Origin of the sequence: Pseudomonas sp. KSR10, from assembly GCF_022355455.1 — a bacterium.
In the GTDB taxonomy this organism is placed as follows: domain Bacteria; phylum Pseudomonadota; class Gammaproteobacteria; order Pseudomonadales; family Pseudomonadaceae; genus Stutzerimonas; species Stutzerimonas stutzeri_E.
Window position 1 is genome coordinate 81,773 of the sequence record NZ_JAKOEN010000019.1, and the last position, 15,098, is coordinate 96,870.

The 15,098-nt window shown below is 60.1% G+C and carries 12 protein-coding genes; all 12 read right to left on the reverse strand.

Annotated elements, in window-relative coordinates; all coding sequences use genetic code 11:
• Positions 1-42 precede the first annotated feature (42 nt).
• On the reverse strand, positions 43-3,564 hold the full coding sequence (dnaE, locus tag MCB86_RS09275) for a DNA polymerase III subunit alpha (protein WP_239610697.1): 3,522 nt from the start codon (positions 3,562-3,564) through the stop codon (positions 43-45).
• A gap of 101 nt (positions 3,565-3,665) precedes the next feature.
• Positions 3,666-4,307: a ribonuclease HII gene (gene rnhB / locus MCB86_RS09280; RefSeq protein WP_239610698.1), complete on the reverse strand. Its 642-nt coding sequence runs from the start codon at positions 4,305-4,307 to the stop codon at positions 3,666-3,668.
• Positions 4,307-5,440, reverse strand: a complete 1,134-nt coding sequence (gene lpxB, locus MCB86_RS09285; protein WP_239610699.1) for a lipid-A-disaccharide synthase — start codon at positions 5,438-5,440, stop codon at positions 4,307-4,309. The genes rnhB and lpxB overlap by 1 nt, the downstream gene beginning before the upstream one ends.
• 1 nt (position 5,441) lies before the next feature.
• A complete protein-coding gene (gene lpxA / locus MCB86_RS09290) occupies positions 5,442-6,218 on the reverse strand; it encodes an acyl-ACP--UDP-N-acetylglucosamine O-acyltransferase (protein ID WP_239610700.1) in 777 nt (258 codons plus the stop codon).
• Positions 6,215-6,655, reverse strand: a complete 441-nt coding sequence (gene fabZ / locus MCB86_RS09295; protein ID WP_045161292.1) for a 3-hydroxyacyl-ACP dehydratase FabZ — start codon at positions 6,653-6,655, stop codon at positions 6,215-6,217. The genes lpxA and fabZ overlap by 4 nt, the downstream gene beginning before the upstream one ends.
• 100 nt (positions 6,656-6,755) lie before the next feature.
• Positions 6,756-7,817: a UDP-3-O-(3-hydroxymyristoyl)glucosamine N-acyltransferase gene (gene lpxD, locus MCB86_RS09300; RefSeq protein WP_239611577.1), complete on the reverse strand. Its 1,062-nt coding sequence runs from the start codon at positions 7,815-7,817 to the stop codon at positions 6,756-6,758.
• The gene (locus MCB86_RS09305) at positions 7,814-8,317 is read right to left on the reverse strand and encodes an OmpH family outer membrane protein (protein WP_031310707.1); all 504 of its coding nucleotides are present in this window, start codon (positions 8,315-8,317) and stop codon (positions 7,814-7,816) included. Before MCB86_RS09305 ends, lpxD begins: the two co-directional genes overlap by 4 nt.
• Before the next feature lie 47 nt (positions 8,318-8,364).
• Positions 8,365-10,728, reverse strand: coding sequence for an outer membrane protein assembly factor BamA (bamA, locus tag MCB86_RS09310; protein ID WP_239610701.1), 2,364 nt, complete (start codon positions 10,726-10,728; stop codon positions 8,365-8,367).
• Between the two features lie 69 nt (positions 10,729-10,797).
• Positions 10,798-12,147 (reverse strand): RIP metalloprotease RseP, encoded by a 1,350-nt coding sequence (gene rseP, locus MCB86_RS09315; RefSeq protein ID WP_239610702.1) that lies wholly within the window; start codon positions 12,145-12,147, stop codon positions 10,798-10,800.
• 93 nt (positions 12,148-12,240) lie between these two features.
• Positions 12,241-13,431: a 1-deoxy-D-xylulose-5-phosphate reductoisomerase gene (ispC, locus tag MCB86_RS09320; RefSeq protein WP_239610703.1), complete on the reverse strand. Its 1,191-nt coding sequence runs from the start codon at positions 13,429-13,431 to the stop codon at positions 12,241-12,243.
• Positions 13,428-14,243, reverse strand: a complete 816-nt coding sequence (locus tag MCB86_RS09325) for a phosphatidate cytidylyltransferase (protein WP_239610704.1) — start codon at positions 14,241-14,243, stop codon at positions 13,428-13,430. Before MCB86_RS09325 ends, ispC begins: the two co-directional genes overlap by 4 nt.
• Positions 14,237-14,998 (reverse strand): polyprenyl diphosphate synthase, encoded by a 762-nt coding sequence (gene uppS, locus MCB86_RS09330; RefSeq protein ID WP_045161287.1) that lies wholly within the window; start codon positions 14,996-14,998, stop codon positions 14,237-14,239. The genes MCB86_RS09325 and uppS overlap by 7 nt, the downstream gene beginning before the upstream one ends.
• Positions 14,999-15,098: the final 100 nt, after the last annotated feature.

Consider the following 15,098-nt stretch of genomic DNA (forward strand, 5'->3'; position numbering starts at 1 on the left):
GGACCGCACGCCAGTATCGGCGCGCAAATCCGCTACGTCCCGCTATCGGTATTGCAGAAAGACGTTGTCGCGCCCGAACTGGTCACGCAATGCCTGTATCAAGTTGTCGGCCGGGTCGATCCGCCAGCTTTCGCCGAACTGCAAAAGGGCCCGCGCGTCGCTACCGGTATATTCCAGCGTGATCGGACAGGCGCCGCGGTGACGCCCGCAGACATCGGCCAGCCAGCGTACTCGATCCCCCTTCAGCGCATCGCTGGCGACCTTCACACGCAGGCTTTCAGCCAGCCCGGTACGCGCCTCCTCCAGACTCATCACCCGCTTGGCCCGCAGGCGTAGACCGCCCGAGAAATCGTCGTTGCTCACCTCACCCTCCACCACCACGAGCGCGTCAGTCTGCAGCAGTGCCTGGGCACTGTTGAAGGCTTCGGCAAAAAGCGAGGCTTCGATGCGCCCGGAACGGTCATCGAGAGTGATGAAGCCCATCTTGTCGCCCTTCTTGTTCTTCATCACACGCAAATTGACGATTAGCCCAGCAACGGTCTGCTCGCCCCGCGCCGGGCGCAGATCGATGATTCGCTGGCGGGCGAAGCGGCGCACTTCACCTTCGTATTCGTCGATCGGATGTCCGGTCAGGTAGAGCCCGAGGGTGTCCTTCTCGCCCTTGAGGCGCTCTTTCAGCGATAACTCCCGCGCCTTGCGGTGATTGGCATAGACGTCCGCCTCCGGCTCGGCGAACAGACCGCCGAACAGGTCCATGTGGCCACTGTCGAGGCTGCGAGCGGTCTGCTCGGCCGCCTGGACGGCTTCTTCCATGGCCGACAGGAGAACCGCACGATTGCGATCGATGTTGGCCTGATAGGTCTTGGGCTCGTCGGAGAAATAAGGGCCGAGGCGGTCCAGTGCGCCACCGCGGATCAGCGCTTCGAGTGTCCGCTTGTTGATGCGCTTGAGGTCGACGCGACTGCAGAAATCGAACAGGTCCTTGAACGCCCCCCCTTCGTTGCGGCATTCGCAGATCGCCTCCACCGGCCCCTCACCGACGCCCTTGATGGCGCCCAGCCCATAGATGATCCGCCCTTCGTCGCTGACGGTGAACTTGAACTCGGAGTTGTTCACATCCGGTGCGTCGATGCGCAGCTTCATGCTGCGGCATTCTTCGATCAGCGTGACCACCTTGTCGGTGTTGTGCATGTCCGCTGATAGCACCGCCGCCATGAACGGCGACGGATGATGCGCCTTCAGCCAGGCGGTCTGGTACGAGACCAGGCCATAGGCCGCCGAGTGCGACTTGTTGAAACCGTAGCCGGCGAACTTTTCCACCAGGTCGAAGATGTTGCCGGCCAGGTCGGCATCGATGCCGTTCTTGGCGCAGCCCTCGATGAAACCGCCGCGCTGCTTGGCCATTTCTTCGGGCTTTTTCTTACCCATGGCGCGGCGCAGCATGTCCGCCTGGCCGAGGGTATAACCGCCCATGACCTGAGCGATCTGCATGACCTGTTCCTGGTACAGGATGATGCCGTAGGTAGGCGCCAGCACCGGCTTGAGGCCTTCGTACTGGTAGTCCGAATGCGGATAGGAAATTTCCGCGCGACCGTGTTTACGGTTGATGAAATCGTCGACCATGCCCGACTGCAGCGGACCGGGACGGAACAGCGCCACCAAAGCGATGAGATCTTCCAGGCAGTCGGGCTTGAGCTTCTTGATCAGTTCCTTCATGCCGCGCGATTCAAGCTGGAACACCGCCGTAGTTTCGGCCTTCTGTAGCAGCGAGAACGTCGGTTTGTCATCCAGCGGGATGAAGTCGATGTTCAGCGGCTCCAGACCCTTTTTGGCCTGTTCACGGTTGATCGTCTCCATGGCCCATTTGATGATCGTCAGGGTCCGCAGGCCGAGGAAGTCGAACTTGACCAGACCGGCTTGTTCCACGTCGTCTTTGTCGAACTGGGTGACCAGGCTGCCACCCTCGTCATCGCAGGCGATCGGCGCAAAATCGGTGAGTTTGGTCGGCGCGATCACCACCCCACCGGCATGCTTACCGGTACCACGGGTAATGCCTTCGAGCTTGAGCGCCATGTCCCAGATTTCCCGGGCATCCTCGTCAACGGCCAGGAAATCCCGAAGCGGCTCTTCCATTTCATAGGCTTTTTCGAGCGTCATGCCGACTTCGAAAGGGATCATCTTCGAGAGTCGGTCGGCCAGTCCGTAGGACTTGCCCTGCACGCGCGCCACATCACGCACCACGGCCTTCGCCGCCATGGTGCCGAAGGTGATGATCTGGCTGACCGCGTTGCGGCCGTACTTTTCAGCCACATAATCGATGACCCGATCGCGCCCATCCATGCAGAAGTCGACGTCGAAGTCGGGCATGGAGACCCGTTCCGGATTGAGGAAGCGTTCGAACAGCAGGTCATAGGCCAGCGGATCGAGATCGGTGATCTTCTGCACGTAGGCCACCAGCGAGCCGGCACCCGAGCCCCGCCCGGGCCCTACCGGCACACCGTTATTCTTCGCCCACTGGATGAAGTCCATAACGATCAGAAAGTAACCCGGGAAGCCCATCTGAATAATGATGTCGAGCTCGAAGTTCAGCCGGTCGACATAGACCTGCTTCTTCGCCTCGTAGTCGGGCGTGTCCTTGGGCAGCAGCACCTCGAGGCGCTCCTCGAGACCGTCGAACGAGACCTTGCGGAAGTACTCATCCATGGTCATGCCGGCCGGCACCGGGAAGTCCGGCAGGAAGTAGGTGCCCAGCTGCACTTCGATATTGCAGCGACGAGCGATTTCGACCGTATTTTCCAGCGCCTCGGGCAAATCGCTGAACAACTCCCACATTTCCTCGGGCGTCTTCAGGTATTGCTGATCGGAATAGTTGCGCGGGCGCCGCGAGTCATCGAGGGTCCGGCTTTCACCGATGCACACGCGCGTTTCGTGGGCTTCGAAATCTTCCTGCTTAAGAAAGCGCACGTCATTGGTCGCCACCAACGGTACGCTGCAGCGCTGCGCCAACGCCACGGCAGCATGAAGATGCTCTTCGTCGTTGACTCGGCTGGTGCGCTGCACTTCGAGGTAGAATCGCTGCGGAAAGACCGCCTGCCACTCGGCCAGCAGCGCTTCGGCTAGCGCCTCTTCGCCGTCCAGCAGGGCATGACCGATTTCGCCTTCTTTGGCGCCGGACAGCGCGATCAGCCCTTCGGCTGCGGCCTTGGCCCAGTCACGCTCGATGATGATTTGATCGTTACGCTGTCCCTCCGTCCAGCCACGCGACACCAGCTCGGTAAGATTCCGATAGCCCTTGCTGTTCATCGCCAACAGCGTCAATCGGCTAAGTGGACCATCTTCATCGCGGCTGGCGAGCCAGATATCGGCGCCACAGATCGGCTTGATTCCAGCCCCTTGGGCAGCCTTGTAGAACTTGACCAGCGAGCACATGTTGCTCTGGTCCGTGACGGCCACCGCCGGCATGCCCGCCCCCGTAACCGCCTTGACCAGCGGCTTGACGCGCACCAGGCCGTCAACCAGAGAGTATTCAGTGTGCAGACGGAGATGGACGAAGGAGACGGGCATGAGTGGACCTTGGACTGGCGAAACGACAAGCCGGGAATTGTACCGGAAAGCCAGGACGATTAAGGCGGCTGGTGATGGATTGCATCACCAGCCGCGCCGATTCAGACCGGCAATGCGACCGTGACGCTCACGGGCTCAGCCTGTGTGGCCTGCTCCAGCAGAATGCGTACTGGCGCGAACGAGCGACGGTGAATAATTGTCGGTCCAAGCCGCTGAAGCGCATCCAGGTGGTTCGGCGTCGGATAGCCTTTATGCGCGGCGAGTCCATAGCCGGGATAGCACAGATCCAGAGCGCACATCTCCCGATCACGACTGACCTTGGCCAGAATCGAGGCGGCGGCGATGGCAGGCACCCGGCCGTCGCCCTGGATTACCGAAGCGCTGGGCACCGCCAGTTGCGGGCAGCGATTGCCATCGATCAGCGCCAGCCGCGGCGTCACGCTCAAACCCTCGACCGCACGCTGCATCGCCAGCATGGTAGCGTGCAGGATATTCAGTTGATCGATCTCCTGCACCTCGGCGCGCGCGATACACCACGCCAGCGCCTTCTCGCAGATCTCATCGAACAGCGCCTCGCGCCGCGCCTCGGTCAGTTTCTTAGAGTCGTTGAGACCTTCGATGGGTCGACGCGGATCGAGGATCACCGCCGCGGTTACAACCGGACCGCAAAGCGGGCCGCGGCCGACCTCATCGACACCGGCAACCAGCTCTTCAACCAGATTGAAATCCAGCCCCATCTGCATCAGTTCGCCCCAACCAGTTCAAGCACCGCGCTGGCCGCCTGAGTGGATGCATCGCAGCGTAGGGCTCGGTGAATGGCGTCGAACCCCTCGGTCTGTACGTCGCCGTTATCCAGCAAGGGCGACAGCAACTGCGCCATCGCCTCTGGAGTCGCCGCATCCTGCAGAAGCTCCGGCACCAGAAGACGCTGAGCCAGCAGGTTGGGCAAGGCCACGTACGGGCTTTTCACCATGCGTTTGAGGATACGAAAGGTCAGCGGCGCGACGCTATAGGCTACGACCATGGGCCGCTTGTACAACAACGCTTCGAGCGTCGCGGTACCGGAGGCGATCAGCACCGCGTTGCAGGCAGCCAACGCCTCGTGGGATCGCCCATCGAGCAGCGTCAACGGAAGATCTCGCCCCGCCAGCATCTGCTCGAGCTGAACACGGCGTTCGGGACCGGCACAAGGCACCACGAAACGAATACCCGGGCGCATTGAACGAAGCCGGTCGGCGGCGCTGAGGAAGAGCTCACCGAGGCGCCCCACCTCACCGCCGCGGCTGCCCGGCATCAGCGCGACGATCGGACATTCCTGCGGAAGATTCAGCGCAGCCCTGGCAGCCGCGCGATCAGGCTCCAGGGGAATTGCATCGGCCAGCGGATGACCAACGAAACGAACCGCTACCTGATGAGCGTCGTAGAACTTCGCCTCGAAGGGAAATAGCGTGAGCATCAGGTCACAGGCATCGCGAATCTTCAACACGCGCTTCTGCCGCCAGGCCCAGACCGAAGGGCTGACGTAATGCACGGTCTTGATACCGCTGCGCCGCAGTTTAAGTGCCAGGTCCAGGTTGAAATCCGGCGCGTCGATGCCGATGAAAACATCAGGCCGCACGTCGAGGAAGGTTTTCAACAACCGCTTGCGGCGCGCCAGCAATTCAGGCAGCCGACCGAGCACCTCCACCAGCCCCATCACGGCCAGGCGCTCCATCGGAAAATAGGATTTCAGCCCCTGCGCCTCCATCCGAGGACCACCGATACCAATGAATTGGACATCCGGATGCTGCGCCTTGAGCGCCTGCATCAGACCGGAGCCCAGGATGTCGCCGGACGCTTCGCCGGCCACCAGCGCGACTGTCAGCGGCCTGGACATATCAGCGCGTAATACCGCGATTCGAGGATTGCACCGAGTCCCGAAACAACGCCACTTCCGGGAACGTCTGAGCATCGTCAGCGAGCGCAGCCAATGCGGCTTCGACCGTCAGCCCCTTGCGATAGACCACTTTGTAGGCGTTGCGCAATGCCAGAATGGCTTCCGCGCTGAACCCCCTGCGGCGCATGCCTTCGAAGTTCATGCTGCGCGCCTCGGCTGGGTTGCCGAATACGGTGACGAACGCCGGAACGTCCTTGCCGATCGCAGTGCCCATCCCCGAAAAGCTGTATGCGCCGATATGACAGTACTGATGAACCAGGGTATAGCCAGACAGAATCGCCCAGTCGCCCACGTGCACATGCCCCGCCAGCGCGGTGTTGTTCACCAGGATACAGTGGTTGGCAATCACGCTGTCATGGCCGATATGCGCGTAGGCCATGATCAGGTTGTGATCGCCGATGGTAGTTTCGCTTCGATCCTGCACGGTACCGCGGTGAATGGTCACGCCTTCGCGAATCACGTTGTGATCGCCGATCACTAGGCGGGTCGGTTCACCCTTGTACTTGAGGTCCGGCGTATCTTCACCTACCGAAGAAAACTGGAAAATTCGATTGTACCGACCGATGCGGGTCGGTCCCTTGATGATCACGTGAGACGCGATCACCGTCCCCTCGCCTATTTCGACGTCCGGGCCGATGATCGACCAAGGTCCGACCTGGACGTCATCCGCCAGCCGGGCCGCAGGATCGACGATGGCGCGAGGGTCGATCAAACTCATATCTTCTGTTCCGCACAAATGATTTCGGCAGAGCATACGGGTTTGCCATCAACGCTGGCGCGGCAATCGAACTTCCAGATCCCACGCTTGGCACTGATGAAGGTTGCTTCGAGAATCAATTGATCGCCCGGAACAACCGGCTGACGAAAACGCAGCTTATCCGAACCGACGAAGTAATAAAGTGTGCCATCGGCTGGCTTCACCCCCATCATCTTGAAACCGAGCAGCCCGGCGGCCTGCGCCATGGCTTCGATAATCAACACACCCGGCATGATTGGATGCTGCGGGAAATGCCCGTTAAAGAAGGGTTCGTTGATGGTGACGTTCTTGTAGGCGCGAACCCGCTTGGCATCCGTGTCCAACTCCACCACCCGATCAACCAACAGAAAGGGGTAACGGTGCGGAAGGTATTCGCGAATCTCGTTGATATCCATCATATGTAGAAAAAGCCCGTAAGGATTATGGGAGCCAGCACGGCACCGCTGCCGTGCAACCCGCTGGCGCGAGCCTTTAGCAGGAGGCAATCAGACGACAGGATCAGGCATCAGAAGACGCATCCCCGCTTGGGGTCACGGAGGCCAGGCGTTTTTCCACTTGTTGCAGGCGGCGCGCCATGTCATCAAGATGACGAATCCGGGCCGCACTTTTGCGCCATTCGGCGGCGGTCTGCATGGCTGTCCCGGAAGAATAGCTTCCCGGCTCGGTGATTGACCGGGTGACCATGGTCATGCCGGTAATGAACACGTTATCGCAAACTTCGATGTGACCAACGAGCCCAGCACCCCCGGCAATCATGCAGTTGCGGCCGACTTTCGTGCTCCCGGATATTCCCGAACAGCCAGCCATGGCGGTGTTATCGCCGATCTGGACGTTATGAGCGATCATGATCTGGTTATCCAGCTTCACGCCGTTGCCGATCACTGTGTCCGATATCGCACCGCGATCGATGGTGGTATTAGCGCCAATCTCTACGTCGTCACCGATACGAACGCCGCCGAGTTGAGCAATCTTTTCCCAACTGCCCCGCTCGTTAGCAAAGCCGAAGCCTTCGCCGCCAATCACCGCACCTGGCTGAATGACCACCCGCTCGCCGATGATCACGTCGTGACATAGCGTCACCCGGGCGGCCAGTCGACCACCGGCGCCGATGCGGCTCCTCGCACCGACCACCGACTGGGCACCGATTTCTACGTTGGGCCCGATCCAGGCATCGGCCTCGATTACCACTTGAGCACCAATACGCGCGGTAGCGTCGATCTCGGCACTTGGATCAACAACGGCGCTGGGGTGGATGCCTACAGGTGCCTGAGCCCGTGTCTCGAATAGATGAGAGAGCCGCGCATAGGCAAGATACGGATTGACGACCACCAGCGCGGCGCCAGCATAGCCCTCGGCATCCTTCGCGGTCAGCAGCACGCAGCCCGCATGCGTGGTGGCGAGAAACTTCCGATACTGCGCATTAGCCAGGAAGCTCAACTGCTCAGGACCGGCATCTTGCAGCGTTGCCAGCCCCGACACCCGCAGCGAGGCATCGCCGCGTAGTTCAGCTCCTAGCCGCTCGGCAAGATCGCCAAGCGTATAGACAACCTCACTCATCAGCGCAACTGATTCATGCGCTCAATGACCTGGCGCGTGATGTCGTATTGCGGCTTGACATCAACCACAGCTCCGCGCTCGAGCACCAGGTCGTAGTCACCCTTTTTGATGACCTCTTCTACAGACTTGTCCAGCTTCGGCTTGAGCTGCTTGAGCATGTCGCGATCGGCGGCAGCCTTGGACTCGTTGAGCTCCTTGGAAAGGAACTGAAAATCACGGGCCTTCTGCTTAAATTCGAGTTCGAGACGTTCACGCTCGGCCTGCTGCATCTTGTCACCGTCCTTGCCCAGGCGGTCCTGGATGCGCTTGGCATCGCTTTCCAATCCTTTGAGCTTCTCCAGTTGCGGACCGAATTTCTTTTCCGCGTCGACCGAATAGCGCTTGGCGGCGTCTGATTCGAGCAAAGCCATCTGATAGTTCATTACCGCGATTTTCATCTCGGCGAATGCGGGGGTCGCCACCAGGGCAGCGGCAACAACAAGCAATTGGGTCAACTTACGCACGGTATATACCACTCTTCATAAATGCGCTGGAGCGTCGCTCCAGGTGATTAAAAGGTTTGGCCCAGCGAGAACTGGAAGACTTGGGTATCAGCATCGTCCGGCTTCATCACTGGCATCGCCAGACTGAAACTCAAGGGCCCCATGGCGGTGATCCAGGTCAGACCGACGCCGACCGAACTGGCCATGTCGCCAATATCGATGTCGCTGCACTTGGCAGAGCCCGACGGGCAATTCGTATCGTAGACGTTACCCACATCCCAGAACACCGAGGTGCGCAGCGAACGCTGATCCTTGACGAATGGCATAGGAAAGAGCAGCTCCATCCCACCCTGGATCAATACGTTACCACCATAAGGCAACGCATCCTGGTCCGGGTCGGCAATGGTGCCTTCATTCCCGGTCACGTCCTCGCCTCGGCTCGGCGTACTGCGCGGTCCTAGACTGCTGTCCTCGAAGCCACGAACCGAATTGAAACCGCCGGCATAGTAATGCTCATAGAAAGGAAGGCGTGAGGTCGATCCGTAAGCGTCGCCATAGCCCAACTGGGTATGTAGCCGCATGGTGTACGTCTTGGTCACCGGAACGAAAAGCTGCGCATTGTAGTCGAGCTTGTAGAACGACAGGTCGCTGCCCGGAATGGTGGTTTCCAGCGACAGGCTCTGCGAGTGTCCTCGCGTCGCCAACACGCCGCGGTTCAGGGTGGATTCGGACCAGCCCACCGATGCTTTGAAGTTGAGGTAGCTATCGCCTTCCTCTTCCATGAAATCGAAAATTTCGTCGACCGTGTAACGACCGCTGTCGATGGTGTCCTGTTGCGCGGACAAGCCGAAGGATAGCCGTGACGTCTCGCTGATCGGATAGCCGATATTGACGCCCGCACCTAGACTGTCGACCGAGTAGCTGGACACGTCATAGTCCAGCTCGTCGTAATCGGTAGTGCGATAGAAGGCGTTGTAGCCGAGGCTGACGCCGTCTTCAGTCCAGTAGGGATCGACGAAACCGAAGTTGTAGCGCGACTGATATTCGCTGCGCGTCAGCCCGAGGCTGACTCGGTTGCCGGTGCCGAGGAAGTTGTTCTGGCTGATCGAGCCACCGAGAATCAGACCAGCGTTCTGGGCGAAGCCGATGCTCGCCATGATCGAGCCGGACGGCTGCTCTTCGACGCTGTAATTCACGTCAATCTGATCGTCGGTGCCGGGCACCTGCGGTGTTTCGACATTCACTTCTTTGAAGAAGCCCAGGCGCTCTAGACGCGTCTTGGATTGGTCGATCAGGTAGGTCGATGCCCAGCCGCCCTCCATCTGGCGCATCTCACGACGCAACACTTCGTCTTCCGTCTTGGTGTTACCGCGGAAATTGATGCGATTGACGTAGGCCCGCTTGCCAGGATCGACCACAAAGGTGATCGCGACGGTATTGTCTTCGTCGTTCGTTTCCGGCACGCCGTTAACGTTGGCGAAGGTGTAGCCCTCATTCCCCAGGCGTCGAGTGATCAGCTCCGACGTGGTGGTCATGACCTTGCGCGAGAAAACCTGCCCTGGCTTGGCCAATAGCAACGTCTGCAGTTCCTCTTGCGGCACTTTCAAATCACCGCTGAGCTTGACGTCGCTGACTGTGTAGCGGTCGCCCTCGGCAATGTTGACCGTGATATAGACGTCTCTCTTGTCCGGCGTGATGGATACCTGGGTCGAGGTGATATCCATGTTGATGTAGCCGCGGTCCAGATAATAGGAACGCAGGCGCTCAAGGTCGCCTGAGAGCTTTTCGCGCGCGTATTTGTCGTCATTGCGGAAGAACGACAGCCAGTTGCTGGTCTTCAGCTCGAATAGGTCGGTCAAGTCTTCCTCGGGGAAGACCGAGTTACCAACGACATTGATGTGCTTGATCGCAGCAACCGATCCTTCGTTGATATTGATCTTCAGCGCAACGCGGTTACGTGGCTGTGGGACCACTTCGGTCTCGATGGTGGCCGAGTAACGGCCTTGCGCGACGTACTGGCGCTGCAATTCGTTGCGCACGCCTTCGAGCGTGGCACGCTGGAAGATCTCGCCCTCGGCCAGGCCCGACTGCTGCAAACCGGAAAGAAGATCTTCGGTCTTGATCGCCTTGTTGCCATCGATCTCGATGCCAGAAATCGATGGCCGCTCGACCACATTGATTACCAGCACATCGCCTTCACGCCCGAGCTGGATATCCTCGAAAAAGCCGGTGCGAAAGAGCGCACGAGTTGCGTCTACCAGACGACTGTCATCGGCGGCCTGTCCGACGTTCAACGGCAAGGCGCCAAAGACGCTACCGGCGGAGACACGCTGCAGGCCATTGACACGTATATCGGAGATGGTGAAGGACTCGGCGTGAACTTCGGCAATCATCAGTGCGGAAATTACCGCAGGTAGCAGCAGACGTTTCATGAAGTCCTTTCTTTTCAAACCTGATAATTGAACCTGCGCGTGGCGCGGCGACATCAAGGTATATGGCGGTTAAAGGCGGCCCAGGGCGTTGACCAACGCAAGCAGCATCACCCCAACTACCAGGCTGATGCCGATCTGTACTCCCCAGCCCTGGACCTTGTCCGACAAGGGACGTCCACGGACCCACTCGACCAAATAGAAGAGCAGATGCCCACCATCCAGGACCGGGATAGGCAATAGATTGAGCACTCCAAGGCTAATGCTCAGGTAGGCGAGGAAATTGAGAAAGTCGCCCACGCCGGACTGTGCAGAAGCGCCCGCCACTTTAGCAATGGTTATCGGACCGCTCAAGTTTTTTACCGAGAGCTCACCGAAGACCATTTTCTTCAGCGAATCGAGCGTCAGGACGCTCATCGTCCAGGTGCGGCGAAGCCCTTCCCCCACCGCTTCGACGGGCCCATAGCGGACGCTTCGAAGCATGTCCGCAGGCCATTCGCTAGCGGCAACGCCGGCCCCCAAATAGCCCCGACGGCTTTCGCCCTCGCCACGCTCGGCCAGTGTCAGAGGCAGGTCGACGAGCTGTCCGTCACGCTCGACCTCCAACTGCACAGATCGACCAGCCAAGGGCTTTACACGATCGATGACTTGCTGCCATTCATTCAGCGGCTCGCCGTCCAGGCTGACCAGACGATCACCAAGACGCACGCCCGCTGCCTGCGCAGGCCCTTCGGGATCCAGCTGCGCAACGACCGGGGCGATTTCCGGCCGCCAGGGCCGGATACCCAGCGAACCTATCGGATCCGGTTCCTCGACACCTTTGAGCCAGTCATTGAGTTCCAGCTGCAGACGCCGCGTCCGATCACCATCGGTACGCACCAGAATCTCCAGCGAACCGCTTTCTCCAAGCCGCCTGATCAGCTGAAGGTTGACCTCAGCCCAGCCGGAGGTGGGTTTGCCGTTGATCCCGACGATTTCCTGCCCGGCCGCCAGCCCGGCTCGCTCGGCGAGGCTGCCAGCCTCGACGGCGCCCACCACTGGCCGAACCTGCTCGGTGCCGAGCATCGCCAGCGCCCAGAAGAACACCAGGGCAAGCAGAAAGTTGGCCAAGGGCCCAGCCGATACGATAGCGAAGCGCTGTTTGACCGTCTTGCGATTGAACGTCTGCTCCAACAGCGCCGGAGGTACATCACCCTCTCGCTCATCGAGCATTTTCACGTAACCGCCAAGCGGAATCGCCGCCAGGACGAACTCGGTGCCTTGGCGATCATGCCAGCGCAGTAGGGGACGACCGAAGCCTACCGAGAACCGCAGGACCTTGACGCCGCAACGACGCGCGACCCAGAAATGCCCGTATTCATGGAAGGTTACCAGCACACCCAGCGCCACCAGGGTGCCCATAATCATGTACAGCGCGCCCATATTTTCCTCTGCCTCGAAAGGCTTGTTCAGCGGCTCCCGACTCCGGCGAACCCAGAGCCCTGTATCGCTTTGCTAAGCGAACACCCTCAACCGTTAGCGATTGCGACTATGCAACCAACGCGCCGCCAACGTTCGGGCCTGCGCATCGGCCGCAAACACATCCGCCAGACAGCGGGCCGGAACCGACGCTTCCAGATCGAGAACGTCCTCGATGATACTCGCGATCTCGGTGAAGCGAATGCGACCGTTGAGAAATGCATCCACCGCCACCTCGTTCGCCGCATTGAGCATTGCCGGTGCCGTTCCGCCATCCTGGGCAGCCTGCCGAGCAATACGCAAACAAGGGAACCTCTGCTGGTCGGGCGCTTCGAAATCCAGACGGCCGGTCTGCAGCAGATCCAATGCCGACACGCCTGAATCGATTCGCTCCGGCCACGCCAGCGCATGAGCGATAGGCGTGCGCATGTCCGGGTTCCCGAGCTGTGCCAGCACAGAGCCATCGATGTAGTCGACCATCGAGTGAATGACGCTTTGCGGATGAATGACCACCTCGACCTGATCGGGACGCGCATTGAACAGCCAGCACGCCTCGATGAGCTCGAGCCCCTTGTTCATCATGCTGGCCGAGTCCACAGAGATCTTTCGTCCCATGGACCAGTTCGGATGCGCACATGCCTGATCGGCGGAGACCGCTGAAAGCTGCTCCGGCGGTAGCTGACGGAACGGCCCGCCGGATGCGGTAAGCAGAATCCGCCTCACCCCGACGCTGCCGAGCCCATGGCCATAGTTGCCCGGCAGACATTGAAATATAGCGTTGTGCTCGCTATCGATGGGCAGCAGCACCGCCTCGCTGTCGCGCAACGCCTGCATGAACAGCGCGCCGGACATGACCAGCGCCTCCTTGTTCGCCAACAATACCCGCTTGCTGGCCTGAACCGCCGCCAGAGTGGGGCGCAGGCCTGCGGCGCCGACAATCGCAGCCATCACCACATCGACTTCGGGATGGGCCGCAACTTCGCTCAGTCCACCCTCGCCTACCAGCACACGAGTCTTGATTCCGTCGGAGTCGAGCTGCCCCTGGAGCTCCCGAGCCTTGTCGCTACCATCGACCACAGCATATCGGGGGCGATGCAGGCGGCACAAATCGCGCAGCTCGGCGATACGACTAAACGCCGTGAGTGCGAAGGCCTGGTAGCGCTCGGGATGACGAGCCATCACATCCAGCGTACTCAGCCCGATCGATCCCGTCGCGCCAAGGACCGTGACCTGTAGGGGTGCGCTCACCAAGCACCCCACCCAGCCAGCCACAGCAGAACGGTGAAAACCGGCACCGCAGCGGTCAGGCTGTCGATGCGATCCATCACGCCCCCGTGCCCAGGCAACAACTGACTGCTGTCCTTGATTCCCGAGCTGCGCTTGAACATGCTTTCGGTCAGATCACCTACGACCGAAATCACGACGACCAGCGCAGCACCGAGCAGCGCCAATACCAGCTCGCGGGGAGACCACCCCCGATAAAGCCCAACAGCGAGCGTAATCAACAGGCTGGTGATGAGCCCACCGACCAGGCCTTCCCAACTCTTGCCCGGACTGACCTGAGGCGCCAACTTGCGCCGCCCCAGCGCTTTGCCGGAAAAATAGGCCCCAATATCGGCAGCCCAGACCAGGACCATCACTGCCACGATCAGCCAGTTGCCTTGCGGCCACTGCTTGAGCTGCACCAATGCCTGCCACGCCGGCAACAAAATCAATAAGCCGATCACCAGGCTACCCACGCGACCACCCCAATGGCGCTGGCTACCTGGGTAACCGAGCACCAGGGCCGTTGCAGCCAGCCACCAAACCACACTGAGAGGGAGCAGCCAGGCGGCAGCCGCCGGCAATCGATACAGCAAGATCAACAGCAGCGCGACGACTACGGCATAGCCAATCCGTGCAACCTGACTGGCAAATCCCGCCAAGCGCGCCCACTCCCAGCCACCCAGCACCACCACAACACCAATGAACAAGGCGAATGCGAGCCCTTCGAGCAGGAAGAAACCGATCAGTGCGATTGGTAGCAAGACAGCTGCGGTAATGACGCGTTGCTTCAGCATTCTGCTCGGACCTCCGTTTCAACCTGATCACCGGTCTTGCCGAAACGCCGCTGCCGCTTGGCGAAATCGGCCAGTGCAGTGCGCATGGCATCGTGCTTGAAATCCGGCCAGAACAGATCAGAAAAATACAACTCGGCGTAAGCCAGTTGCCACAACAGAAAATTGCTGATGCGCCGCTCACCACCAGTGCGAATGCAAAGGTCAGGTAACGGCATATCAGCCGTTGCGAGATAGCTCTGGAAAAGTGCCGGCGAGATCTCGTTCGGATCGAGGTGTCCCGCCTGTGCTTCACGAGCCATCCGCTGAGCGGCCTGGAGAATGTCCCATTGACCGCCATAGTTGGCAGCAACCTGAAGTACGAAACGGCCAGGGCCGGCGGTCATTTCTTCCGCTTCGAGCATTGCAGCCTGCAGCTCGGGATGGAAGCGCGAACGATCACCAATGATCCGCAAGCTGATGCCGTTTTCATTGAGTTTGCGCGCCTCGCGGCGCAACGCGGTCAGAAACAGCTCCATCAGCGCACCGACCTCCTCGGCCGGCCGCTGCCAGTTCTCGCTGGAGAAGGCGAACAACGTCAGTACCTCGACACCCGCTTCGGCGCACACTTCGATGACAGCTCGCACCGCATCGACTCCGGCCTTATGCCCAGCTACGCCCGGTAAAAGACGCCGTTTTGCCCAGCGATTGTTGCCATCCATGATGACTGCGACATGACGGGGTACATTCCGCCCGGCAGTCTGCCTGACCTTTTCCATGAAACGACTCTACCTGCGCTCAATCACGCTGCGAACAATGGGAGAAACTGCCGGCGGCAATTTCCGGGGGATACGACTGGTTAGCCCCTCGCGCTTCGGT

What these genes read in the sequence shown, in the direction of transcription:
- MCB86_RS09325 (WP_239610704.1), bottom strand. Translation starts at nt 14,243, where the DNA reads ATGCTGAAGCAACGCGTCATTACCGCAGCTGTCTTGCTACCAATCGCA.
- fabZ (WP_045161292.1), bottom strand. Translation starts at nt 6,655, where the DNA reads ATGATGGATATCAACGAGATTCGCGAATACCTTCCGCACCGTTACCCC.
- lpxB (WP_239610699.1), bottom strand. Translation starts at nt 5,440, where the DNA reads ATGTCCAGGCCGCTGACAGTCGCGCTGGTGGCCGGCGAAGCGTCCGGC.
- bamA (WP_239610701.1), bottom strand. Translation starts at nt 10,728, where the DNA reads ATGAAACGTCTGCTGCTACCTGCGGTAATTTCCGCACTGATGATTGCC.
- lpxA (WP_239610700.1), bottom strand. Translation starts at nt 6,218, where the DNA reads ATGAGTTTGATCGACCCTCGCGCCATCGTCGATCCTGCGGCCCGGCTG.
- rnhB (WP_239610698.1), bottom strand. Translation starts at nt 4,307, where the DNA reads ATGCAGATGGGGCTGGATTTCAATCTGGTTGAAGAGCTGGTTGCCGGT.
- uppS (WP_045161287.1), bottom strand. Translation starts at nt 14,998, where the DNA reads ATGGAAAAGGTCAGGCAGACTGCCGGGCGGAATGTACCCCGTCATGTC.
- rseP (WP_239610702.1), bottom strand. Translation starts at nt 12,147, where the DNA reads ATGGGCGCGCTGTACATGATTATGGGCACCCTGGTGGCGCTGGGTGTG.
- dnaE (WP_239610697.1), bottom strand. Translation starts at nt 3,564, where the DNA reads ATGCCCGTCTCCTTCGTCCATCTCCGTCTGCACACTGAATACTCTCTG.